The 23,065-nt window shown below is 54.5% G+C and carries 22 protein-coding genes; 5 read left to right on the top strand and 17 right to left on the bottom strand.

Annotated features, from left to right (window positions below):
• Positions 1 to 11 precede the first annotated feature (11 nt).
• The 6 genes from PKO02S_RS16145 to PKO02S_RS16120 all read right to left on the bottom strand — a co-directional run bounded on the left by PKO02S_RS16145 (position 12) and on the right by PKO02S_RS16120 (position 5,519).
• Complete coding sequence (locus PKO02S_RS16145; RefSeq protein ID WP_246067062.1) at positions 12 to 926, bottom strand: ABC transporter permease; 915 nt, start codon at positions 924 to 926, stop codon at positions 12 to 14.
• Between the two features lie 13 nt (positions 927 to 939).
• Positions 940 to 1,977, bottom strand: coding sequence for a hypothetical protein (locus PKO02S_RS16140; protein WP_127584643.1), 1,038 nt, complete (start codon positions 1,975 to 1,977; stop codon positions 940 to 942).
• A 39-nt stretch (positions 1,978 to 2,016) separates the two neighbouring features.
• The gene (locus tag PKO02S_RS16135; RefSeq protein ID WP_127584641.1) at positions 2,017 to 3,036 is read right to left on the bottom strand and encodes a Gfo/Idh/MocA family protein; all 1,020 of its coding nucleotides are present in this window, start codon (positions 3,034 to 3,036) and stop codon (positions 2,017 to 2,019) included.
• Between the two features lie 45 nt (positions 3,037 to 3,081).
• Positions 3,082 to 3,729, bottom strand: a complete 648-nt coding sequence (locus PKO02S_RS16130) for a GntR family transcriptional regulator (protein ID WP_164821486.1) — start codon at positions 3,727 to 3,729, stop codon at positions 3,082 to 3,084.
• Positions 3,730 to 3,874: 145 nt separating this feature from the next.
• Positions 3,875 to 4,819: an NAD(P)-dependent alcohol dehydrogenase gene (locus PKO02S_RS16125; protein WP_127584637.1), complete on the bottom strand. Its 945-nt coding sequence runs from the start codon at positions 4,817 to 4,819 to the stop codon at positions 3,875 to 3,877.
• Between the two features lie 4 nt (positions 4,820 to 4,823).
• On the bottom strand, positions 4,824 to 5,519 hold the full coding sequence (locus tag PKO02S_RS16120; protein ID WP_127584635.1) for a DUF4386 domain-containing protein: 696 nt from the start codon (positions 5,517 to 5,519) through the stop codon (positions 4,824 to 4,826).
• Between the two features lie 145 nt (positions 5,520 to 5,664).
• On the opposite strand from PKO02S_RS16120, the gene PKO02S_RS16115 reads away from it, so the two are divergent.
• Positions 5,665 to 6,279, top strand: coding sequence for a TetR/AcrR family transcriptional regulator (locus tag PKO02S_RS16115; RefSeq protein ID WP_127584632.1), 615 nt, complete (start codon positions 5,665 to 5,667; stop codon positions 6,277 to 6,279).
• Positions 6,280 to 6,319: 40 nt separating this feature from the next.
• Here the strand turns inward: PKO02S_RS16115 and PKO02S_RS16110 are convergent, their stop codons facing one another.
• The 11 genes from PKO02S_RS16110 to PKO02S_RS32410 all read right to left on the bottom strand — a co-directional run bounded on the left by PKO02S_RS16110 (position 6,320) and on the right by PKO02S_RS32410 (position 18,131).
• Positions 6,320 to 7,417: a mandelate racemase/muconate lactonizing enzyme family protein gene (locus PKO02S_RS16110; protein ID WP_127584630.1), complete on the bottom strand. Its 1,098-nt coding sequence runs from the start codon at positions 7,415 to 7,417 to the stop codon at positions 6,320 to 6,322.
• Between the two features lie 39 nt (positions 7,418 to 7,456).
• Positions 7,457 to 8,218 carry an SDR family NAD(P)-dependent oxidoreductase gene (locus PKO02S_RS16105; RefSeq protein ID WP_127584628.1) on the bottom strand — a complete coding sequence of 254 codons (762 nt, stop codon included), beginning with the start codon at positions 8,216 to 8,218 and terminating at the stop codon, positions 7,457 to 7,459.
• Positions 8,219 to 8,275: 57 nt separating this feature from the next.
• A complete protein-coding gene (locus tag PKO02S_RS16100) occupies positions 8,276 to 8,941 on the bottom strand; it encodes a GntR family transcriptional regulator (RefSeq protein WP_127584626.1) in 666 nt (221 codons plus the stop codon).
• Positions 8,942 to 9,049: 108 nt separating this feature from the next.
• Positions 9,050 to 10,075: an NAD(P)-dependent alcohol dehydrogenase gene (locus PKO02S_RS16095; protein WP_127584624.1), complete on the bottom strand. Its 1,026-nt coding sequence runs from the start codon at positions 10,073 to 10,075 to the stop codon at positions 9,050 to 9,052.
• Complete coding sequence (locus tag PKO02S_RS16090) at positions 10,056 to 10,790, bottom strand: DUF2306 domain-containing protein (RefSeq protein ID WP_218033936.1); 735 nt, start codon at positions 10,788 to 10,790, stop codon at positions 10,056 to 10,058. Before PKO02S_RS16090 ends, PKO02S_RS16095 begins: the two co-directional genes overlap by 20 nt.
• Positions 10,742 to 11,452, bottom strand: coding sequence for a hypothetical protein (locus PKO02S_RS16085; protein ID WP_246067057.1), 711 nt, complete (start codon positions 11,450 to 11,452; stop codon positions 10,742 to 10,744). The genes PKO02S_RS16090 and PKO02S_RS16085 overlap by 49 nt, the downstream gene beginning before the upstream one ends.
• Positions 11,449 to 11,733 (bottom strand): DUF8691 family protein, encoded by a 285-nt coding sequence (locus PKO02S_RS16080; RefSeq protein WP_127584622.1) that lies wholly within the window; start codon positions 11,731 to 11,733, stop codon positions 11,449 to 11,451. Before PKO02S_RS16080 ends, PKO02S_RS16085 begins: the two co-directional genes overlap by 4 nt.
• A 965-nt stretch (positions 11,734 to 12,698) precedes the next feature.
• Complete coding sequence (locus PKO02S_RS16075; RefSeq protein ID WP_127584620.1) at positions 12,699 to 15,524, bottom strand: winged helix-turn-helix domain-containing protein; 2,826 nt, start codon at positions 15,522 to 15,524, stop codon at positions 12,699 to 12,701.
• Between the two features lie 16 nt (positions 15,525 to 15,540).
• Positions 15,541 to 16,359 (bottom strand): HAD family hydrolase, encoded by an 819-nt coding sequence (locus PKO02S_RS16070; RefSeq protein WP_164821485.1) that lies wholly within the window; start codon positions 16,357 to 16,359, stop codon positions 15,541 to 15,543.
• A 284-nt stretch (positions 16,360 to 16,643) separates the two neighbouring features.
• Complete coding sequence (locus tag PKO02S_RS16065; RefSeq protein WP_127584616.1) at positions 16,644 to 17,516, bottom strand: cation diffusion facilitator family transporter; 873 nt, start codon at positions 17,514 to 17,516, stop codon at positions 16,644 to 16,646.
• A gap of 459 nt (positions 17,517 to 17,975) precedes the next feature.
• Positions 17,976 to 18,131, bottom strand: a complete 156-nt coding sequence (locus tag PKO02S_RS32410; RefSeq protein ID WP_164821484.1) for a hypothetical protein — start codon at positions 18,129 to 18,131, stop codon at positions 17,976 to 17,978.
• Positions 18,132 to 18,366: 235 nt separating this feature from the next.
• On the opposite strand from PKO02S_RS32410, the gene PKO02S_RS33670 reads away from it, so the two are divergent.
• The 4 genes from PKO02S_RS33670 (at position 18,367) to PKO02S_RS16045 (ending at position 22,966) form a co-directional block, all read left to right on the top strand.
• Complete coding sequence (locus PKO02S_RS33670) at positions 18,367 to 18,849, top strand: CBO0543 family protein (RefSeq protein WP_127584614.1); 483 nt, start codon at positions 18,367 to 18,369, stop codon at positions 18,847 to 18,849.
• Between the two features lie 130 nt (positions 18,850 to 18,979).
• Positions 18,980 to 20,869 carry a PAS domain S-box protein gene (locus PKO02S_RS16055; protein WP_127584612.1) on the top strand — a complete coding sequence of 630 codons (1,890 nt, stop codon included), beginning with the start codon at positions 18,980 to 18,982 and terminating at the stop codon, positions 20,867 to 20,869.
• 135 nt (positions 20,870 to 21,004) lie between these two features.
• Positions 21,005 to 21,583 (top strand): DoxX family membrane protein, encoded by a 579-nt coding sequence (locus tag PKO02S_RS16050; RefSeq protein WP_127584610.1) that lies wholly within the window; start codon positions 21,005 to 21,007, stop codon positions 21,581 to 21,583.
• Between the two features lie 1,023 nt (positions 21,584 to 22,606).
• Positions 22,607 to 22,966 carry a YciI family protein gene (locus PKO02S_RS16045; protein ID WP_127584607.1) on the top strand — a complete coding sequence of 120 codons (360 nt, stop codon included), beginning with the start codon at positions 22,607 to 22,609 and terminating at the stop codon, positions 22,964 to 22,966.
• Positions 22,967 to 23,065 lie beyond the last annotated feature (99 nt).

Below are 23,065 nucleotides of genomic sequence, written 5' to 3'. Positions count from 1 at the left end.
CTCCTAACGGTCTAATAAAGTCCTTCCCCGGTGGCGGAGCGGCTGAGCCGGTTGGCGACAATCAGCAATAGAAAGCCTACTACCGATTTGAACAACCCGATCGCTGTCGTCAAGCTGTATTGATTTTTCGTCAGGCCGATCCGCACGGTATAAGTATCGATGACATCGGCGGTTTCGAAAGTCATGGGATTCAGGAATACATAGATTTGCTCGAAGCCGAGATCGAGGATATGCCCGATTTTGAGCAGCAGGAGCAGCATAATGACGGGAAGCAGTCCAGGGAGCGTAATGTGCAGCAGCTGTTTCCATCGTCCGGCTCCATCGATCTTGGCCGCTTCATACAGGGAAGGACTGATCCCGCTCAAGGCGGCGAGGAACACGATCGCGCTCCAGCCCATCTCCTTCCAGATGCCGGAGGCTACGATAAGGCCGCGGGTGTAGGCCGGGTCCTGCAGGAACAGTACCGGCTCTTGGCCGAACCCCATGATCCATTGATTCACGAGTCCGATTCGCGGCGACAGCAGCATATAGGCGAACCCGCCCACGATGACCCAGGATAAGAAATGCGGTAAATAGACAATGGTCTGCACGGTGCGTTTGAAGACGACATGGCGCAGCTCATTCAGCAGCAAGGCGATCACAATTGGGGCGGGAAAGGCAAAAATAAGCTGATAAAAGCTGATCACGATCGTATTCCAGAGCAGTCTCTGGAACTGAGGGAAGGTGAAGAACTCCCAGAACCATCGGAACCCCACCCACTCGCTGTGGGCGAAGCCTTTGTAAATATCGTAGTCTTGGAAAGCTATGATGCTGCCCAGCAGAGGGGCGTACTTAAACACGAGAAAGTACAGCACGCCTGGGATCAGCATGACATAAAAGGCGGAATTCCTGCTTATGTAGCGCCATAGCGTATCATTCGAGTCCATACATCCGGTCCTCCTAGTCGACTCCGTCCATGCCGGTTATTTCCTTCAGCTTGTTGAAAAACTGCCGCTTGCGCTCCGTGTTGATCCCCCATTGGACAGGCGGACATTGATACCCTTGGCTGTAATCGCTTACACCCGGGTCAAAATAGCCCCAGGAAACACCAGCCGTAATAGAGAGGATCAGATGGTTCGTCTCCTGATCGAAGTCAAAATGATCGTCCTCATTGTTCACGATCGGCTGGCCTCGATACGCCGCCCTGCTCCGGATGATCTCGATCTGTTCCGGGATCCATGCCATCGGAGCGGCGTTGCCGTGGATGAGCAGCACATCCGCGACAGCCATGACATTGTCCGTGGGAATCGTTGCTCCGCGGAAGCTGGTGCCGATGAGCTGGCGGTATCCCGGGCGAATCGCGGAAGATACGAGGCGTGCAAGCTCGATCAGCTCGTGGATGCGGTCCGCTCGCAGAATGGGTTGCGTGTAGGCCGGGTAGTCGCATTCGTTGGCGACTTCGATGATTACATTCGTATAGCCTCTGTGGGCGAGCCAAGCCGTTGCATTCGCCGCCGCCTGCTTGATGGCCCGTTCGCCATTGAATCGGCTGTCTTGACCAAAATAGAAGTAACCGAGAATAACGATCATCCCAAGCTGATCCGCACGATCCAGAATGCGTTCCAGCCTCGCCATATAGGCCTCCTTCAAGCTGCCGTCCGGACCGAACGCCGAATTGTGCCAAGGCTGCGTCTGCGAGTAGCCCTCCGGGCTGCCCCCTTGCAGATTGAGCGTAAAGGCCAATAAGCCGTGCTCCCTCCATACGGGCATCTGCTCCAGAAATTCGGCCGTATTCCGCTCCGCGTCCCACATCCCTGTATCAGGGTAGGCCCATTTGCCCGCCGTTAGAGGATTGCAGTCGTCGAAGATGCCCTGAACCATCCTGCTGTTCATCAACAGGCCTTCGATGCGGATCCCGTTCCAATACCTTCCCTTGTACGTAAGCTCTCCGTTGATGGCAAACCGATCTTCGACCGACGTCACTGCCGTTTGTCTCAAGCTTCTTCCCCCTCGCTCCTCTTAAATGGTTGCTTCCTTTTATGGGATCGTTACGATTCGTTGCTTGGCAGCGGACTCATAGCAAGCGTACACAACGCGCACGGTCTTCATATATTCTTCGCCCGACGATTCGAACGGCTCGCCCCTCGTCAGTCCGTCAATGAAATGCTGCTGGGCTCCGATCGCACCACCGCCCTTCCATCCAGCCGGGATCGGGTATACATGCTCAGATTCCGTCCCGTTGCGAGGCGTGTAACGGATGCGGCCATTCTCATCCAACCGGAGCTTGCCTTCCGTCCCCTCCATCGTCATATAGCCGTATGTATCGCAGCGCTCCTGCTCCATATAGCTGGTTCGGTTCGCATCATAAATCCCGATAGCCCCGCTCTTGAAGTTAAAATGAACGACCGCCAAGTCTTCGCCGGCAATGGCAGGATTGATCGTCCGAACTTGGCTGTACACACTGTGGATGTCGCCCAACAAGAAGCGAAACGTATCGATCCAATGGATGCCGGTTTCGTAGATCAGGAACGGGTTCATTCGGCGAAAATAGGGTTGGGCGGAATAAGGAGCGTCGCCCCATCCGTCTCCGGGTCGCATCGCAAAGTATACATGGTATACAATGCCGAGCATGCCAACACCTATCATTCGCTTCATCTCCCGATACCAGCCTTGCCACCTCCAATTCTCATTGATCATGAGCGGAACATGGCGGGCGGCGCAATACGCTACCAAGGCTTCGCTCTCCTCCATAGTCGGGGCGATCGGCTTCTGGCACAGAATCGGCAAACCCAGATCGGCGGCAAGCTTGGCATAAGCATAGTGCGAGTCCGGCGGTGTGCAAATATCGATAAAATCAGGCTTCAGCCGCTCGATCGCCTCGTCCCAGCTCGCGTACGCCCGGATCCCATAGCGCCTCGCGAGCTTCTCCGCCTCCTCCAGGTCAAGGCTGAATATCCCGCCTATCGAACCGCCGTTCACCGATTGCCAAGCCTCCAGCTGGATCGAGGCGAAATGCCCGGCTCCGATCAACAATCCGTTCAATGCCGATGACGACATGGCTTCCCTCCGCACAAGCAGTCCTCGCTTGCGACCGCCGCATCGTTACTTGTAGATTTGGTATTCCCCGGATTGCAGGAACGGCACAGCCTTCTGAATATGAGTTCTCATCAACGTTTCCGCCTGAAGCCCGTCCTTGGCCTCCAGGGCATCCAGAATCGCCAGATGCTCGTGGAACGTCTCGTGAGGATCTCGGTACAAACCTTGCACCTGACTGGTAGCGATAATTCTCGTCCCGCTGATCGTCCTGGCCAGCAGCGGATCGCCGGCCGCCTCAATGATAGCATTGTGGAACTTCACGTCAGCCTTGTAATACGACTCGGTCTCCCCGGTTCGATAGGCCTCATAAGCCTGCGTGAACATTGTGCGCCAGTAGATCAAGTCCGGCGCCTGCAGCTTGCCGGCAGCCAGGCGGCATGCGAGACCTTCCAGCACGGCACGGATTTCGAATACCGACACCATATCCTTCACTGTAAACTCTTTTACAAACCAGCCGACCGGAGAGCTCTCCAGCAGCCCCTCCTTCTCCAGCTCGCCAAGCGCTTTGCGGAGCGGAGTGCGGCTTACGCCAAGCGACTGGGACAGCTGATTCTGGACGATCGCCTCGCCGGGCTTCAGCTTCTGATCCAGGATCATTTCCTTAATGGTATTGTACACCGTGGAATCCAGCGTCGATTTCGATTGCAGCAGCATGCCGATCATCCTCTCCAATGCTTTCAGCGATTACACCACTATGATACTTCGGATTCCCCTATCGGCACAATTGCTCTATATGGATAAATGATAGAATACACTGTATACAATGTATTCAAATTTTAACCCGAAATCGGTTTGGCTGTCAACCAAGAGATTCATGCTCGATCGTAATCGCTACTCCGCCTCGTTTGCGCCCCTGTTCCACATATTGATGCGCCTCTACAATTTGATCCAGCGAAAAGGTCCTGTCGACAACCGGTCTGATAGCGCCGGCATCGATCACCTCTCTGATGGTCTCGAGCCGAGCGGCCTTCAATTCCAATTTGCCGTCATCGATGGAAATATACTTCCCTATCGAGCCAAGCGATGCTCTGCACAACGCTTTGAGCTTGGAAGTTTTGGCTTTTCCCGCCGTATCGAGCATCAGGTCATAAGAAGTAAGGAGATGGGCAGATTCGTCCTTGGTGTAGTCGATCACTTGATGCGCCCCCAGAGATCGGACAAAATCCATATTCCGAGTGCTGCATACCCCCGTCACCTCAGCGCCGAAATAACGAGCCAGCTGAACGGCCATCGTCCCGGAAGTCCCCGAAGCCCCGTAGATGAGCACGCGCTGTCCCGGCTGAACATTCCCTTCCTCCAGACGTTGCAGCGCCAGCAGTCCGCCATAGGCGGCAGTAGTTGCCTCTTCATAGCTGATCGTTGCGGGCTTTTGAGCCAGACAGCCGTGCATGGAGTCCGTTTCTTTCATGCATTTGTACTGCGCATAAGCGCCGAGCCCAAATCCGGTAACCCCATACACTTGGTCGCCCGGCTTGAACCGACTGATATCCTTGCCCACGGCTTCGATTTCACCGGCGAGCACCATGCCCAATATTTTTCTCGGTTTGGTAATCCCCAAAGCCAGACGCATCGGCAGCCGGAACCGGAGCGGCAATTGCGAGCCCCGAATGTAAATATCGCTCGCAGTTACTGCCGAAGCATGGATTTTGATGCACACTTCGTCGTGCCTGGGGGACGGTTTGATTACCTCCTTCAGCTGAAGAACCTCCGGTGGTCCATATTGGGTGCATACGACCGCTTTCATCGGATCAATCCCTCCCGGGTTGTAGTTGGAAGCCCTTGACTAGCAAATAAATACCGGCGAAAAACTCGAAGGGGACGTACGGGAGAGCTAAGGCAAGGAGGGCCGGGGGCAAAAACGCGCCGGATGTGATCCAGATCGCGCCGAATAAAACGAGCGGGACGGTCGTGAGTCCCCACAGGGATAACCATCTTGGCACTACATTTGACTTTAGCAACAAATAATAGAAGATTATTGCGCCGATTCCGAAGGGAATAATATGCAGCCTGTACGCAAAATCTTTTGCCGCCAGCGCCAGAGCGGCCAGCCTCTCGAGGGTCGGGTCTCCGGTAGCCGCATACTCTTGGCTGATCTCCAGCAGGACGAAAGCAGCGATCTTACTGACGATCAGGATGCCCGCCTCCAGGATGTAGAGCCCTAGCGCGGTAAGCGCCCAGCCTTTGTTCGCCTGCCCGGCAACCGTGTAGAGCATAGCCGCTAACCAAACAATCCCAATGGCTGTTACGGTGTCGCCAAGTAGGCTGGCATGGACGAGACCCGCATGGCTGCCTACTTCAAGCATCGTCGCCTTAATATTCTCCGGATCGACAAGCGGGTTCAAGAACAACGCTCCACTGATCAGCGAGGTAAAGGCTTGGATTAAAAAAGCCGCTCCTAACAATCGTGACAAATGGTTTCTGCTATGCGTCTGCGTCTGAACCATACGGACCTCCCGGACCCAAGACAAGGGGTTGTCATTTCCTTCTTCATTAGTTACACTTTACAGTGTAAATAACAAATCGTCAATGCTTAATTACACTATTCGGTGTAATTAACTAATTTAACATTTTGAGAGGATTTCCTGACAAATGGACGTCAAACCTGCTGCCTCCAAAAGAAATACGAACAAGAAGCACGAATTGATCCTCCAGGGAGCCATGCAAGCTTTTACGGAAATGGGTTACGACAATGCAAGCATGGACCGGATCGCCGAACTGGCCGGGGTTTCCAAACGCACCGTTTACAATCACTTTTTGACGAAAGAGAATCTGTTTCAAGAGGTAGTGGCCGGTTTCCTGAGGGATCAGCTTCTCCTGAAGCAAATCGAGTATACTTCTGCGGCCTCCTTAGAGGAGCAGCTATTGGCATTCGCCAACGCCGAGCTCTATCTGATCAACCATCCTTCAAGACTTGGCTTATCGCGAGTCCTTACGTCGGTTTTTATTCGGGATATCGACTATGCGAGAATGACGACGGCGAAATACGCTTCTCCTCATGAACCGTTTATCCGGTGGCTCCAGGCTGCACACGAGGACAACAAGCTCCGCATCGACAATCCCCTCCTTGCCGCAAGGGTGTTCTACGCGATGATCGAAGGCGCCTTGACTTGGCCGGCTTTGTTCCAGCACGGCATCGACACGGAAGCGGTCAAGCCGCTGCTGGATGAGCTGATCGGGACGTTTCTGACCAGGTATCGCTCATAAGAAAAAGGAGCTGCCGTAGTGGCCAGCTCCCTATGCTAAACTACCTCACGCGATATTGTTCAAAACAGTTAGGCAGGATGGTCGTGGAAGCTCCCGGCAGCTGCGGCAGTACATAGTACCCGTCCACTACGGTCGCAGGCTCCTCGAAGATGTGACGAATCCAGGGGATGTACTCGAGCATGATTGCATTTTGCGTCGACGCTACTAAGTGCTGATGAATCTGGCCCATATCCCCGACATGCGGGCAAATCGGCACATCATAGGACGCCGCCAATCCGGCAACCTGCAGCCATTCGGTGATGCCGGCTACACGGGTAACGTCTACCTGGCAGTATTCCACGGCCCCCTGGTGAATGTAGTCGCGGAAGGCATATTTGTTGTACACATGCTCCCCTAGCGCGATTGGCACGTTCAGCTCGTCGGCAAGCTTCTTATGCCCCATGATGTCGTCCGGATTGAGCGGCTCCTCCAGCCAGAACAGATCAAACTCCTCCAGCTTCCTCCCCCAGGTCATAGCCGTATTGATGTTCCACTGCTGATTGACGTCGATCATGAAAATCACCTCGTCGCCGATCGCCTTGCGCACCGCCTTGCAACGGTCATAGTCCTCGCGGGGATCCTGCTTGCCGACTTTGATCTTCACGCCGGTGAAGCCGGACTCCACGATCTCGGTCACATCCTGGATCAGACGCTCCTTCGACCAGTTCAGCCAGCCGCCGTTCGTATTGTAGGCTTTGATCCGCTTCGACTTCGCCCCGCCGAGATATTGCCAGAGCGGCTTATTCGACGCCTTCGCCATAATGTCCCACAGCGCGATGTCGACGGCGGCCAGCGCCATGTGCGTAACGCCGGCGCGGCCGATCCAGTGCATTTTGCCGAACCGCATCTCGTCCCACAGCTCTCTCACCATGAACGGATCTTTGCCGACCAGCAGAGGAGCGTAGTATTTATCGATCGTATCCACGATCATATCGTCGCCATGCGCGCAAGTGCCCGTGTAGCCGTATCCCACGAAGCCTTCATCGGTATAAATGCGGACGCCGGCCAATCCCCAGTGTGTAGCCACATTAATCGCATCCGTAATCGGCGGCGTAATCGGGACGTGCAGGATGAAGCTTTCGACTTTGGTAATTTTCATTTGCGTCCTCTCCTCAACTTGTATGGGATGTGAAATGTATTAATAGCCAAGCGAGGCTCCTCCGTCGACGGGAAGCGCAACACCTGTCACGAAACCGGCTTGAGGGCCTGCCAAAAAAAGCGCCGCTTGCGCAATCTCCTCCGGAGTAGCCGGACGGCCGAGCGGATGCATCTCATTCAAAGCCTGGATCGTCGCGGCCGGGTCGTCCTGCTGCAGAATCCATAAGCCGAGGAGCGGGGTCGATACGCCGGCCGGGCAAATGCAGTTGACCCGCACTCCGTCTGCCGCGTAATCCAGGGCCAGCGATTTGGTCATCGCGATGACCCCGCCTTTGGTCGCCGCATAAAGCGGATTCCTTATCTGGCCGATCAAGCCGTTAAGCGAAGCCATGTTGACGATCGACCCTCGCGTCTTCCGCAGCTCTCCGATCGCATGTTTGATCGTCAAGTACACGCTCTTGAGATTAACGCCGACCAGCCGGTCGAACTCCTCGTCCTCCATATCCTCCAGGAACTTAGGCAGAATAACCGCTGCGTTATTCACCAGCACGTCCAGTTGACCGAAGCGGTGTATCGTTTGTTGGATCAGTCCCTTCACATCGTCGGATTTCGACACGTCGGTTCGGATTGCCGTTGCCTGGTAACCATCTTCTTGCAGCTGTTCGGCCAATAGGCCGGCTTGCTCCTCATTCCAATCTGCAACTACCACATTCGCACCCTGCGCAGCAAATAGTCGCACAATCGCCTCGCCGATGCCGGATGCGCCTCCGGTTACGATGGCGGTTTTTCCGGATAAAGCCACTAGATCGCCCTCTTTCTGTATGTATCGTAAATCGTGTATGATTCAATCGAAAAAAATTTAGTGAAAGAAATTCCGAGTCCGTTGATGGGAGTTCGCGAGATGCTGCAGCAAAGCGTGTTCGGCCTCCCCCACCTTGCCGGCGGACAAAGCTTTTACAACCTCCATATGCTCGGCCCATTCCTCGTTCACTATGTGCTGGTTCAGCTCCTGATGAATAAACGCCAAGTACCGCTGAATTCTCTCTATATAGACGGTGATCAAATTTCTTAGCGTCTGGTTGCTGCAGTGCTCGAGGATCAAACCATGCAGGCCGTCGTTCATCTCCGCGATGAGCTTCACACTGGCTTCGCTGCCGCTCGGCTGTTGACCGGACCAAGCTTGCATGTCCCGCTCCAGCTTGTGCAGGAGCTCTGCCGGGATTTGGCCAGCGGCGTTGCGGATCGCCAATCCTTCCAGCTCCATACGAATCTCGAAAATCTCGTCCAGCTCCTGCAGCGAAATCTCCGTAGCGTACATGCCCTTGAAGGGCACCATGCTCACCAAACCCTCGGCCGTAAGTCTGGACAAGGCTTCCCGGATGGGGATGTTGCTGACCTCCAGCTCGCGTCCCAGCTGATCGATATTGATCTTCTCGCCCGGCGCAATATGATGGTTGAGCAGCTGTTCCTTCAGCAAAGCATAAATTTCATCGGTTAACACATAACGACTCAAGCTCTTTTTCAAAAAAACCACCACTCCAAGGTAATAATAAATCGTACACGATTTATTATAGGTGAATCTGGGCGGTTGGGCAAGGGGAACCTGAGCGACCCATAACGATCCGCCATCACCTTATTTTTGTCCAACCTCCGGATTTCCGCCAAATAACGCTGCGCCATCACCTCCCTTGGGGCATGCCTTAACGCTCAGCACCACATTCCCCTTCTTATGCCCTTGCTCCACGAAACGGTGGGCCTCTGCCGCTTGCTCAAGCGGATAGCGGCGGTCGATGACCGAACGCAGCGCACCGGACTCGATTATTTCCTTCAGATAGCTCAAGTCTTCCACGTTTTCTATGACGGAGCCGCCGAGTACCTTCTTGTTACTGGTCCAAGTCACCCATTTCCCGCGAATAATCGATAAGGGGCTCACTTGATACGCTTGCAAGTAGAAGCCATTAGGCGCCAATCGCTTGACGCAAGCATGGAAGGGACTTTTGCCAACTGTATCGAAAATGAGATCATAAGCCGGACCGTCCGCCTCGAGCCGCTCCTTCGAATAATCGATAACCCGCTCGGCACCGAGCGACCTCACTAGCTCCACATTCGACGTGCTGCACACCCCGGTTACTTCCGCGCCAAAAAAACGGGCCAGCTGAACGGCATAGGTGCCGACGCTGCCGGATGCGCCATAGATGAGCACGCGGCTGCCGCGCCGGATGTTGCCTTTCCGCAGAAATTGCAAAGCCGTCAGAGCGCCGACCGGTACCGCAGCCGCTTCCTCGAACGTCATGTTCTCCGGCTTGAGCGCGACGCAGTTGGTCTCGGGCATGCATTTGTAGTCGGCGTAAGCGCCGAATTCGGTCCCGCATGCCGCAAATACGGCATCCCCGGGTTTGAACCGAGTAACGCCTCGGCCCGTCGCTTCGACGACACCGGCCAGCTCGAAGCCCAGAATGCGGACTCGTTTCGGCCTCCACAGCCCATTGAACAGCCGCGCCAGGAACGGGTCCGCCTTGCGCATCCGCCAGTCCCCTGCTGTCACCGTTGTCGCCTGGATTTGAATCAAGATTTCGCCTATTTGCGGTTCCGGCTTGGTGATCTCCCTCATCTGAAGCACATCCGGCGGTCCATACCGCTCAAATACGATTGCATTCATAACATCGTCCCCCTCTTCTGCGAATCGCCCATTCCGCCACCGCTAGATTGATCGCCCATCCCGCGCCGTTCAGCAGCGCTTTGCCGAGTTCATTGGGCGGCCCGGCTATCAGTTCCCCGGCCATCAAGGTCAGCGCCTGCGTACCTGCGCCTACCCCGATCGCGAAGCCGCGTATCATCCAGGCCCGGTGGCGGGCCACATCTCCTCGTCGAATCGCGGCGAAGCCGAGGAGGATGCACGCAACCATGGCCGACCCGAACAGCAGCCGCAAAACATAAAGCAGGTTGCCGCCGTACGGGATCGGATAAAACAAAGTCATCCACAGCGCGGAAAGCCCGACCAGCAGACCGCAGCCTACAAGGATCCGCCCGGCCACGCGGTGCCAACCCGGCTTGCGCCTCCGGAAACGCGGGGCGAATTGGAACGTGCCCAAGACGGCGTATATGCCGGCGCTCAGGATATGCAGCACCACCGGTAGTGGCGAGCTGAAGAACCGCTCGTTAGCCGGCGTGATTTCCGCGCCGCCGGCTAATGAGATCAAGCGGAACATGCCGGCGGCAAGCGGGATGAAGCTGAGCAGGAGCAGCGCTGCGATAAGCCGCTTGGCCGAGGAGCCCTCTTTTGCCGTCGTCGGGTGGATGTTCCGCGTGTTCACCTTCGTGCCGTTCATCGGGCATTCTCTCGCCGCTCGGTCCAGAGCGAGTATCCCAGCCAAGCCAAGCTTACTCCTACCGGCACGGCCAACAGCCGATCGTAGGGATGGTGGACAAGCGAGGACAGGAGAAGCGGTAAAATCGTACCGAGGGCCAGCAGGCCGGACGCCCCGCGAGACAAGATGCCGGCGCGGAACGTGGCGATGCCGAGCATCAGCCCGCCGAGCAAGTACAGCCCCCCGGTCGCCATATAGATCGATTCGAGCGCTCCGACATCCATCGCTCCGACTGTTCCGCCGGCGATACCCAGAAAGCCTTGCGTGAACTGCGGCGCTTCGGCCACGAGCGGGGGCAACACGAATGCTTCGATAAACTGGTAGCTCATGGTAAGCGTATAGAACAAGCCTAGCAGAATATAGCCGGCCAGCCCCAGCCAACCTGTCTCTTTCACTTGCCTGGCGTAAATCCCCGTAATGCCGAGCAGCCCGAGCAGACACATCGCGATGCCTAAGCAGTGAACGGTAGTCCATCTGGCGGTGTGTACCGAAGACAGCACGTCGGTTGGATGGATCAACTGGATGAGAATGAATAGGATGCCGGTCGCCACAGCTGCTAATCCCGCGCTGCGGATGAGTGATGGGGCCGAGACCAGGGCGGCGCTTCGTTTCGTCGTATGCTGCTGCTCGCTGCCTTTTAAAACGGCGGTTTGTTGGTTGGTGTTCATGGATTCGTCTCCTCTTTTTTCGCGTGGTTGTGTTCGTTTGCGACGAGTTGGTTGACCGCGACCAAAGGCACGCCGAGATCTCGAATTTTCCGCAGCACTCCGTGTAAGGCCGGCTGGTCGACTACATGAGCAATGATTGTGGTCGTTCCGTCGCTTTCGTGGAAAAGGCTTTGCCCCTCCAGCCATGTGATCCACCGGGCATCCAGGTGCCCCTTGAGTCTGAATTCATATTGTTCAAGCTCGTCGTGATGCTCGTTAGCGAGTCCTTGTGTTGCCTTCATTCTTGGCCTCCTTTCTAGTTGTCGTGTTGTGTTGCTTACATAGCTAAAGATACAGGTGAACGTGGGGAGGCAGCATCACCACATGTGGTGATTGTGGTGGTGATTTTCAGCGGAAACGACGAAAAATAAAACTAACTTTATCTGTTGCTAATAACAAACTCTCGACTGTACGCAGACGGCAACCACTACTCACCTGTTCGCCGAGTCGTTCCCCACACGGCAATGGGTCTCAAACGGCGAAGTTTAGTTAATACTGCTGTGTCTATCGCTATCGAGCGAACGTTCCACCCAGATGTACAAGATCTGTACAACTAGGGCCTATATTCAGCCTTAAGGCTAGCCGAGGACAAGCGGTGGAGGGTTTCTTAGTGGAAGGATACGAACCAGGACCGGGGTGTTTCGTTGGCATTTTGGTTTCGTTGGCATGTATGTTGGGTTTGAGCGGAATGTCCCTATAGCTGCAACCCAAGCCCAAGCCGGCCGATCGCCAAGTAACCTTGCTTCGCAGTCCGAAATAGTCGGACTACAGAAGCACCCGCATATCGGATATGCTCTCTAGTCCGAATTGGCCGAATTGGAGCAACGTTTTCAGAGAGGGGGGTGCGGAAACGGCTCCGCAAGTGGGAGAAGTCGGACTAGAGCACGCGTCACGTTTCTCTTCTGTCACGCAGTCCGCAAAAATCGGACTAGGCGTACAGACCTTTTCATGCGCTCGCCACTACAGCACAGAACCGGGAATAGAAGACCATACGCAACAAGGTCACAGATCAAGAAAGCACTAGCCGCACTTTATCCACAACTCTGCATGTCTATAGCATCCTATACAACAAAAAAACCTGACGGCGATGGATCACCGATCAGGTTTGTAAGGGTGGCTGTTGGGTTTGTGTGCTGGGAAGACGGGCCTATCGAAAATGTTTGACTGCAAATAAAGCATCTATTGTCCGCCAAACTGTCTTCTCCGCCTAGATCAAGCCAAGCTCCTCCGCACGGCGGACGGCGGTTCGGCGGCTGTTCACTTGAAGCTTGTCGTAAATATGTTTGGTGTGGGTCCGCAGGGTGTTCAAGGACACCATCAGCTCGCGGGCGATGTCCGGGCCGCTCAAGTCAGTCTTGAGCAGCCGAAGCACGTCGAGCTCGCGTTCGCTTAGCGGCTCGGGAAGCGTTGCAGCTATAGACGTCGGTTGGGGTACGCTGATTTCCGCTCTGCCGATGGCTGTCAGGAGGCGCCGGGCATAGGGGCTCGCGGGGGTTGACCGCTTCGCTGCCTCTTCCAACAAAGCCGCCATGGGTCTGCCTTCGTCCGCAAAAACGCGCACATAACCTTCCGGCTCCGCCACAGTCAGCGCATGCTCCAGCTGCACCAGCGCAGTCGGGATGTCGCCTCTCACCTGGTGAGTCAGTGCCAGTACGATGCGGATTTCGATCGCGCTCCCCGCTCTTCCGCCTTCCTCCGCCGCCCGGAGCAGGCGCTCCAGCAGAGCTGTCGCTTCATGCATCAAGCGGTCCGCACGGTTGCTTTTGTACTGGGCCAAAAGCACCCTTACCAAAGTAATATACTCGAATTCGCGCAAGTAGCTCGGCTCGTCCGAGGCGGACAAGCTTTGTTCCCGCGCCCAGTCCAGAGCTTCGCTCAACCTCCCTTGCGCTATCCACACTCGAGCTTTCAAAGCCGCTGCAGGTCGTGCATCCAGGAAAAAGTCATGCACGTACAGCCGCTCCGCCTCGTGGAGCAGGTTTAGGGCACTGTCTCCATTTCCTTGAGTAGCCTGTATTCGAGCCATGGCGACGTGCCAACGATAGCGGTATTGCGGGAAGCCGGTGTGCTCGCCTTGTTCCTTGCTTTTCAACAAATACTTGGCGGCGGCATCCAGATCATCCCGCTCTCGATACAGCTCGCTCAACCCTACATAAATATCCGCCGTCCCTCGCAGGTCGGGCTCGCCATGATCCGCCGCCAGCTGCAATCCTCGCTCATAAGCACGTTTCGCCTCGCGGAGCCGGCCTTGCGCCGTATGGATCTCGGCTATCGCGATCGCTCCATTGATGGCGTCGGAGATCGCCCCGGCGAGCTGCACATGCGCTATGCCGTCGGCAAACATCCGGTGGGCTCGTTCAAGCTCGCCGCTCCTCCAGTATGCCAGTCCCATGAGCGCCGTTGCCGCTCCGCGCGGCAGATGATCGTCTGCAGGTACGAGGTCCAGCACCCGTTGCGCGTGTTTCATCACGGCAGGCACATCGCCCAGGATAAGGGCCAGCCCAGCCCGATACACGGCGACCAAACCCGGGAGACGGCGAAACTCCTCTTCGTCCACGACCACCATCCCGGACGTTCCGGACACGGAGGATGGAGGGGCCTGCTCCCGCTCGTGATTCGCTGCCTCCCTCGACATCGACATCAGCGGCGATGTCGATGGAGGCGGCACGGGCATCTGCAACCCCCTCGCCGTTCCCATCGCCTCGGGCTCCAACCACCGTTCGGCGTCTCTTAAGCGGGCCTCCACCGCGTCCAGCTTCCCGCCGGCGAGCAACGCCCCGGCATACCATACGCAGAGCACCGGCCGGTCGCGGATCAGCGCGTCGGGGAGCGGCTGCAGCCACCCCAGCATCGCGGACTCCCGCCTGCTTCTGCGCAGGGCCGGTATCGCCTGCTCGATCAGGCTCGCCGCTCGCGCGAAATCCTCGGCGGTCAGCGCATGACGGATCGCCTCTTCCGCCAAACCTTGCTGCTCATACCACAGACTGGCCCGTCGATGAAGCGCCGCTGCTTGATCCGGCTGATCCGACCTTAGGTGAGCGGAGAGAACCTCGGCAAAGAGATGATGGTACCGGTACCATTGGCGACGGTCATCCAGCGGCACGATAAAAAAGCTGCCCTGCTCCAACGACTGGAGCCGCGCAAAACCATCCTCCTGGCCGGTAATGGCGTCGCACAAGGGGCCGTGCAGCCGGTCGAGAATGGAGGTCTGCAGCAAGAAGCTCCGGATCGATTCGGGCTGGCGCTGCAGCACCTCTTCAACCAAGTAGTCCATGATATACCGGTTGTCTCCGGCGAATTCCCTGATGAACGCGGGGATATCCTTGCGTCCCTTCATTGAGAGCGCCGCCAGCTGAAGCCCCGCAATCCAACCCTCCGTGCGCGTTTCCAGAGCTTTCATTTCGCCCGGCGCAAGATTCAGTCCCATCGCTTCATTCAGGAAAGCAGCCGCTTCTTCGGGCGTAAAACGCAAGTCGGCGTCTCGCAATTCGGTCAACTGGCCCATCGCGCGCAAACGGCCCAAAGGCAGCTGCGGATTTTCACGGGTGGCAATAGCCAGGTGCAGCTGCGGGGGGAGATGCTCGAGCAGGAAGCCGATCGCATGGTCGATCCAGTTGGCTTCGAGCACATGGTAGTCGTCCAGCACGAGGAGCATTCGGTAAGGGAGAGCGGAAAGCTCATTGAGCAAGGACGTTAGCATCGACTCGGTTGTTGGAGGTTGTGGAGATTGGATTGCCTGGATCGCACCTGCTCCTATCGGCGGGGCAACCGTCTGCAGAGCAGCGACAAGGTGAGCCAGGAAACGCGACGAGTCCTGATCCCCTTCGTCAAGCGACAGCCATGCGACAGGCATACCGCAGCTAGCGGCCCATTCGCTCACCAGAGTAGTTTTGCCAAACCCGGCAGAGGCCGAAATCAATGTCAGCTTGCGGTTCGGATTTTCGTTCAGCCGGTCGATCAGGCGCTGCCTGGGGACAACCTGAGTCCGCGACGCGGGGATATATAGCTTGGTTGCTAGAATGGAAGGATTCATGGATGGATGGCCCGCCCTATTGGATTACGTTCTGTTCTTCTGATTTCATAAACCGCTCAATCGCCGCCGCAACCCCATCGCGATCATTCGTATCCGTCACATGCGCCGCACAATCCTTCAACTCCATAATCGCGTTCCCCATGGCGACCGGAAATCCGCACATTCGGAATAGTCCCAAGTCATTATAATCATCCCCGAATACCATCACCTGCTCAGGCTTCACCCCGATCTCATCCAGCACCCATCGCACAGCTTCTTCCTTGGAGGCGGTTTTGGGCATGATTTGTACCAATACTCCGCCGTCGGTTGCCATTACGTTCACGTGGTCGCCGAACTGCTCCACAATAGCCTTCCATGTCCTACAACCTAGAAGCAATATTTTGGTCGGGGAAAGTGAGCTAAAGAAATCCGGGTCCACCACTTGTGGCTTCGGATCGTTCGGGCGTATACCCAGGCTGGCGCATTGCTCGTCCGGTACGGGTCTGCACGTATACCAGGAGTCATCGACCTCGTAGGAAAGGCTCGATTGAGGCGCTTGGAGCTCGATAAATGCATTCATTTGCCGGCTAATCTCCGCAGGAATGCTAATGTGTCGCTTCATTTTCTTGGATTCGCACGTGACCAGAGCCCCATTGTAGTACACCATATAATCTGCAAAAGGAAACCGCTCGGCGAATCGATTGGCCGCTCTGGGAGGCCGCGCCGTTGCTACGATAATCGGGATCCCCGAATCATAACAGGTTTTCACCGCCTGATAGTTCCGTGGAGAAATGGTTTTGTCGCTGCCGAGCAAGGTTCCGTCCAAGTCCAATACAATGGCCTGTATGGTAGACACCCGTATCCCCCCAAATGAGTATTCCTCCTATAATAACCTAAGACTAGTTGAGATGGTAGACTCTTTCTGATGGTAGTTTCACTCTGAGGGCTGACTCTAACGCTGCGTAGTACTCTATACTCGGTTTGGGAGGTATGATGGGGAGACTGCTCAGTCGATGAGGGAAATGCCAGTATCGGGAGGATGTCCCAAGAGGAGCAAGCCGGAATATCGGCGGAAATGGTAAGGATTCTGGAAAGCTTCTTTTGGCCCTCCCCTAACTTTGTGAAACTCCCCCTCCCCCATCAAGCAGGCTCATAGTGGACATGGACTTCGATCACTTCCGACGTCTTCTTCAGTTCATTCTCCACACGCGTAGCAATCGCATGAGCCTCTTGAAATTCCAAGTCGGCACTAATGGACAGCACCACGTCGACTACCGCATTGCTGCCATAATTTCTTGCACGGATTTCCTTCACTTCCTCGACCCCGTCGACCCTAAGCACGGTGTCTCTGTAGACCTGAATCGTGGTTTCGTCGAATCCGTCCGACAAGTGGTGGGAAGCCTCGCGGAAAATGTCCCATGCCGTCTTGCAGATAATCATTCCTACAACAACCGCCGTGACCGGATCCAGCCAAGGCAGATGAAGCTGCGGACCCAAGATCCCGACCACGGTACCCAAGCTTACAAGCGTATCGGAAAAGTTGTCCTTCGCCGCTGCCATAACGGCTTGGCTGTTGATTTGCTGAGCTAGCGCTCTATTATAGCGATACACTAGGAACATGACGATGGCGCAGAACAGGCCCGTCCATACCGAAATGAGATCCGGGGCTTCCCCGTTTCCCCGGAAGATCGAGAGCACGGCGGCGATCAGCACCTCAAGCCCCACGGCCATCATGATAAACGAAGCGACCAAGGAAGCGATCGTCTCGGATTTCCAATGTCCATACGGATGATTATCGTCGGCTGGTTTCTGGGCCAGCTTGAGCCCAACCAACACCGCGACGGAAGCGGCGATATCGGTTGCATTGTTGAGACCGTCGGCTTTCAACGCCTCCGAGCCCGAGTAGAAGCCGACGATCAATTTCAGGGCGGAGAGGCACATATAGGCCACGATGCTGATGTAGGCTCCCCGTTCGCCCAGTTTTAAATTATCGTATCGCTGCTGCTGCTCCAATGTCCTTACTCCCTCCGGCTTTCGATATGCCCGTTTATCATATCAACCGAAGGGAATGTGGGTCTAGAGAAACGTTTTTTCACTAGGGTGAAAAAATAAGTCACGGCAAATAATGTTTCCAACGCCCAACAAGGTTTCCGTGGTTCTATTCCAAATCTTGTTGGATCACTCGCCGGTGCGAGCCAGAAGTCGAGGCGAAATGCATTCTCGAGCGGCGTGGCGCCCGTACCCTTGCTCCCTAGTCCGAATAAGTCGGACTAGAGAACGCTTCGCGCCTGCCACACAGTCCGAAAAAATCGGACTAGAGCGTTTAGACCCGCTTCATGCGCTCCACCGGAAACCTTGACCGGAAAATCACCGTTCCAGCCATCGCGACTAGCAGGCGTCCCCCTTATCTGTCAAAAAGAAAACCAGCCGCAGCTGGTTCCGAAATTTTCCGTATTCAACCTTCCAGAGCCACTAAGTGAAAAACCTTGTAATCAGCTCGATTTTCCCCTCCGCGTAAGCCTCCATAAACGACATAAAATCTTCATGCGACATCAAGCACAAGGGAATCAGCACTTTGCCTGAACGGACGTAATCCATCACGAAGCTCTTCCGGCGCTTTTTGGCCACTCTCCGCCACCCTCCCGTTTCCTTCAGGTCACCCTCTACAGGATCTTCTCGACATCGGCTTCAATTCCTTCTTCTCTCACGCAAGAATCATTTTCACTGTCGTTTTCACAGTTTTGCTCCGGTCTTTTTTTTGCATAGAAATCCGTTCCTCCGCGGGCACCTCCTATGAGAACACGTTTGCCGCTGTGTATACGGGGCCACACTAGAAAGTATTAAAAACAGCGTAGGTGAACAAATGATAGACCGGTTGGTTCTGGCTTTGAGCTTGGTAACAGCGGCGCTTCTACTACTCCTCTTCACCCCTCGGAACAAAATCCATGAAGCTCAGATCGTATTTCTATTTGTACAATTTATCACCTGGGTCCTCGGTCTACTTGCTGTGGAATTTCAGCTTCTGGAGTATCCTGTCCGTGAGTTCACCATTGCCACTCAGACCAGCTTCTCGTTCGAATATTTTATTCTCCCGGCCACTTGCGTCATTTTCGTGCTTCGGCTTCCACGTCATAAGAGCATCTCTAAGGTAATTGGTTGGTATCTCTTCTGGCCTACATGGATGACCGTGGTAGAAGTCTTGATTGAGCGACATACGAATTTGATCAAGTTTCTGAATTGGAACTGGTTTTACACTTGGTCCTCGCTTCTGTTAGGCTTCCTGGTGACCCATGCCTATTACAAGTGGTTTATGAGAAAATGGACCTTACAAAGTCAACACCAATAGGCTGTAGCAAGGCTCGGCATCGCCCATCCGGGTCTATTGACAGGGTAGCCGCGCGCGGCCTGTTTCAGTAAACTAATAGAAGGGTAACCCACTTTGTAACCTATTCTTTTTTGATTATCGGGGGTCAGTCATGCAACGCGTAAACCTGAATCAGGAATCTTTCAATCAACAAGTGTTTGAGCACGCTTCCTTCGGGATCGCTCTTGTTGCGCCGGACGGTCTAATTTTGACAGTCAACCCTGCCTTTGAGCACATGTTCGGCCATACCCAGGAGGAGTTTGATGGCAAGCGGTTTAACGACCTCCTGCACCCCGACGAGGAGATCAGAAGCATTCAAGATCTTAGAGCGCGGATGAAGGACGACACTACGGAGGTCCAGCTCGAAACACAGTTTATGAAAAAGAACGGCTATGTGCTGTGGGGACTGCTTACCTTCCAATTGTTCGGCGACGCGGCGAACGAGCCTTTATATTACATTGCCCAACTAATCGACATTACCAAGCAGAAAGAATCCGAGCGGCGGCTGCAGGAATCCGTCGAGCGCTATACCTCTCTCAAAAAATACAACCATGACGCCGTGATCTCCTTCGGCCTCAATGGCATCATCATAAACGCCAACACGATGGCGGAGAAGCTGACCGGGTACCAAGTGCACAAGGAACTCATCGGGATGAAGCTTTCGAATTTGATCGGACAGGCGAACGTGAACCTCATCCTGGAAAAGGCGCTGAACGACGAGACGATTGAACAGCAGATCAACACGATCGTCACCAAAGATGATGAAACCGTCGATGTGCTTACGAGTTTGGCTCCGATTTTCGTGAATGAGGAGAATATCGGGTTTTACCTCATCTGCAAGGACATCTCTGAGATGAAGCAATTGATGCTGGCCAAGGAGACGGCCGAGTCCACGAACAAAGCCAAAAGCGAGTTTCTGGCGATGATGAGCCACGAAATTCGGACCCCCATGAACGGGGTGGTGGGCATGACCGATCTGTTGCTGGACTCCACTGATCTCACCGAAGAGCAACGAAGCTACTTGGAGATCATTCGGAAATGCGGGGATAGCCTGCTCAACATTATCAACGACATTCTCGACCTTTCCAAAATTGAGGCGGGTCGAAGCGAGCTGCAAGAGGATAGCGTTGATCTGCGCGATATTATCAACGAGAGCTTGGACATCGTTTCCACCCAAGCCGACGAAAAGCAGCTGGAGCTCTCCTACACGATCAATCACGATATTCCGGATCTAGTCTATTGCGACGCCGAACGTTTGAAGCAGGTGCTGCTCAACTTGCTCGGCAATGCCGTCAAATTTACGCTCAAGGGCAGCATCTCGGTGAAGGTGATGAAAATGAAGGAAACCCCCTCCCATTTGGCCTTTATCATAACGGACACCGGCATCGGGATGGATCCGGAGCGGCTCACCGATATTTTTGAACCGTTCGCCCAGTTGGACAGCTCTTTGTCGCGCAGTCATGAAGGTACCGGCCTTGGTCTTGCCATCAGCCGCAAGCTCGTCGACATGATGGGCGGAGAGATCTACGCGGAAAGCGATGGGAGATGCGGCTCGAAGTTTACCTTCACGATTCCGCTCAAGCAGTCCTCGCTCCCCCAGCGGGAAGAGGCTCGTCCGTCTGTGCAGCAATCGTCACGCAAGGCAAACATTCTGATCGCGGAAGACAATGTCATTAACCAGCTGGTCATGACCAAGATGCTTGAAAAAATGGGTCACCGGGTCACCAACGTCAACAACGGCATCGATGTGGTTGAAGCCGCGCGCAAAGGGTCGTTTGACCTCATCTTCATGGATCTGCACATGCCGATCGTGAACGGCTTGGATGCAGCGAAGACGATCAAGGCCGAGTTGAAGGAGCATTGTCCGCGCATCGTCGCCGTCACCGCCAATGCCCTGAAGGGGGATCGGGAGACGTGCATCGCTGCCGGGATGGACGAGTATGTCAGCAAGCCGGTGCAGCGTGAGATCATCCAGAAGATTTTGCAGCAGTTCGTGAGCTGATCGGTCTACTGCGGTGCTGAAGCAATTACCCGAGCGGCCGACAAAAATCTGAACAAGTGTTAGAAAAGTCACAGCAGACCTTGCCTTCGGAGGTGTAAAATAATAAAAACACTTCCTTATAAGGAGAGGATTACGTTGACTATTAAAGAAGAATTGCGCGGAAAAAACATTAACATTCCTGAAAACCCGGTTTCGAATTTCTTGTTCAACAACACGAGATCCGGACTGATCTGGCTCCTGATCCGATTGTATCTAGGCTACGCCTGGTTAAAATCCGGATGGGGCAAAGTCAATAGCGAGAAATGGGTAGGAACCGATGCAGGAGCGGCCTTGACAGGCTTCGTCAAAAATGCCTTGGCCAAGGCGGAAAGCGGCAAAGACGTAACCGGCTGGTACGCAAACTTTTTAGAGAACATGGTTCTTCCCCACGTCAAACTTTTTTCCTACTTCGTTTCATTCGGCGAGCTGCTCGTTGGTCTTGGCCTTATTCTTGGATTATTGACCGGGATTGCGGCCTTCTTCGGGGCTTTCATGAATGCCAGCTTCCTGTTTGCCGGCACTTTGAGCACGAATCCTCTGCTATTCATCCTGGCCACCTGGATCGTGCTAGGCTGGAAAGTCGCTGGGTGGTACGGTCTTGACCGCTGGGCCCTCGCCTATTTAGGAACGCCTTGGACTATCTCCCGCAGCAAAACAAACGATCGATCGGCCTAAGGAGAACCAGCATGAATCAAATGAACGCAACAAATGGGGAGAGAGGCTCCATCAACTGAAAGCCGCCCATATGGACCATGCGGAGCTCCTTCGCAGCGGCGGATGCAAGCCCTTCGTGCTGCTAGCAGGACTTTACGACAGCTACGAGGCATTGGAGTACATACAGCGAGCCGGCTATTCCAATCCTTCGCACTATCTCTTTCTCAATCATGCCAGTCTCTTGATGAAGGGTATGATTTTTTGCAAAAGTGTCTCTAGTTCACCAACCCTATGTCCGCCAGCCCGCCTTGTATTCGATCAGAAATGGAGCGCGGGCTGCGACAGCTGCGATGGTTGGGGTCATGGTGAGTGCCTCTAAAAATCGCTAATATAAAGCCCTTCTAATGCGTTGTTCTGGCTCATATCCCACATTCGAGTTATTCTCTGATTATGAAAGTAGCCTATGAATTTAATGTGATCTAATGTAGAAAGAAGCGACCAATCCTCGACAAACTTATTTTTCCAAAACATGATCGCCAAGCGATACCGGCTCTGCCCCGAACCTCAAGAACCAAACCTCGCTCCTTGAATGCCAGGTCTGGTGGGTGTACGCTCCCCGTCCCGGATCAGATGTACAGCGTTTCTACATCTGAAGCTCAAAATACCCCAATATCGGCTGCAGATGTAGACGATTTGTACATCTACACGCAACAGCAGGCTATTTTCGCAGTCAAAGTATAAAAATGGACATCTGGACGGCAAAAATCAAGGTCAGATGTACAAATCTTGTACTTCTGACCCGGGAAAAAGCCGATTTTGGTACTTAGTTGTATAAATCTTATACACCTGGGCGGGACTTACATACAACCGTTGAAAATGAAACTAGGATGCCGTTAAACTATTATGTATCGAAAAGGACTCTCCTGCCCATACATTTTCTTCATCTTGTCAATTTTGGTTGCACTTGTTCGTCGTATTCATACAGAGGCTGAGTAGGGGTGGTCTTCTAATAAGGTTTTTACTCCAATCGTAGGAGGAAAAGTCATGTTGTTCATGCTGATTGTCAAAGCTTCGAACAATTCGGAAGGCACCAATCTCCCGAATCCAGAGCTCAGGGAAGCCATGTCCAAGTACAATGAGGAACTCATTAAAGCAGGCGTGCGGGTTATGGCGAAAGGACTGCATCCCAGCTCAAATGGGATCCGCCTTTCGTTCCCGGAACCAGGTGGAAAACCTGTGGTCACGGATGGCCCCTTTACGGAAACGAAAGAATTGATTGCTGGGTTCATTCTGATTGATGTGAAGTCGCGGGAAGAAGCGATCGAGTGGGCCATGCGGATGCCGGATCCGCAAGGGTATGGGGAAGGCCAGATTGAATTGCGGCAAGTGTTCGAGAGCCCTTAGGAATCTGGATCGTAGAAGCGCCCTTCTCTCTTTCTCCCTAGCCAAACAAACCAGCAACGGCAGTTGGCTGAATGCCGGCTGCCGCTGCTGGTATTAAAA

Origin of the sequence: Paenibacillus koleovorans NBRC 103111, from assembly GCF_004000845.1 — a bacterium.
Lineage (GTDB): Bacteria > Bacillota > Bacilli > Paenibacillales > NBRC-103111 > Paenibacillus_AA > Paenibacillus_AA koleovorans.
The sequence above is the reverse complement of the archived record's forward strand: the minus strand, read 5'-3'. Positions and strand labels throughout refer to the sequence as shown.

What these genes read in the sequence shown, in the direction of transcription:
- PKO02S_RS16075 (WP_127584620.1), bottom strand. Translation starts at nt 15,524, where the DNA reads ATGAATCCTTCCATTCTAGCAACCAAGCTATATATCCCCGCGTCGCGG.
- PKO02S_RS16110 (WP_127584630.1), bottom strand. Translation starts at nt 7,417, where the DNA reads ATGAAAATTACCAAAGTCGAAAGCTTCATCCTGCACGTCCCGATTACG.
- PKO02S_RS16130 (WP_164821486.1), bottom strand. Translation starts at nt 3,729, where the DNA reads ATGCTGCTGCAATCGAAATCGACGCTGGATTCCACGGTGTACAATACC.
- PKO02S_RS16115 (WP_127584632.1), top strand. Translation starts at nt 5,665, where the DNA reads ATGGACGTCAAACCTGCTGCCTCCAAAAGAAATACGAACAAGAAGCAC.
- PKO02S_RS16135 (WP_127584641.1), bottom strand. Translation starts at nt 3,036, where the DNA reads ATGTCGTCATCGGCATTGAACGGATTGTTGATCGGAGCCGGGCATTTC.
- PKO02S_RS16045 (WP_127584607.1), top strand. Translation starts at nt 22,607, where the DNA reads ATGTTGTTCATGCTGATTGTCAAAGCTTCGAACAATTCGGAAGGCACC.
- PKO02S_RS16120 (WP_127584635.1), bottom strand. Translation starts at nt 5,519, where the DNA reads ATGGTTCAGACGCAGACGCATAGCAGAAACCATTTGTCACGATTGTTA.
- PKO02S_RS33670 (WP_127584614.1), top strand. Translation starts at nt 18,367, where the DNA reads ATGATAGACCGGTTGGTTCTGGCTTTGAGCTTGGTAACAGCGGCGCTT.
- PKO02S_RS16055 (WP_127584612.1), top strand. Translation starts at nt 18,980, where the DNA reads ATGCAACGCGTAAACCTGAATCAGGAATCTTTCAATCAACAAGTGTTT.
- PKO02S_RS16145 (WP_246067062.1), bottom strand. Translation starts at nt 926, where the DNA reads ATGGACTCGAATGATACGCTATGGCGCTACATAAGCAGGAATTCCGCC.
- PKO02S_RS16085 (WP_246067057.1), bottom strand. Translation starts at nt 11,452, where the DNA reads ATGAACACCAACCAACAAACCGCCGTTTTAAAAGGCAGCGAGCAGCAG.
- PKO02S_RS16095 (WP_127584624.1), bottom strand. Translation starts at nt 10,075, where the DNA reads ATGAATGCAATCGTATTTGAGCGGTATGGACCGCCGGATGTGCTTCAG.
- PKO02S_RS16125 (WP_127584637.1), bottom strand. Translation starts at nt 4,819, where the DNA reads ATGAAAGCGGTCGTATGCACCCAATATGGACCACCGGAGGTTCTTCAG.
- PKO02S_RS16080 (WP_127584622.1), bottom strand. Translation starts at nt 11,733, where the DNA reads ATGAAGGCAACACAAGGACTCGCTAACGAGCATCACGACGAGCTTGAA.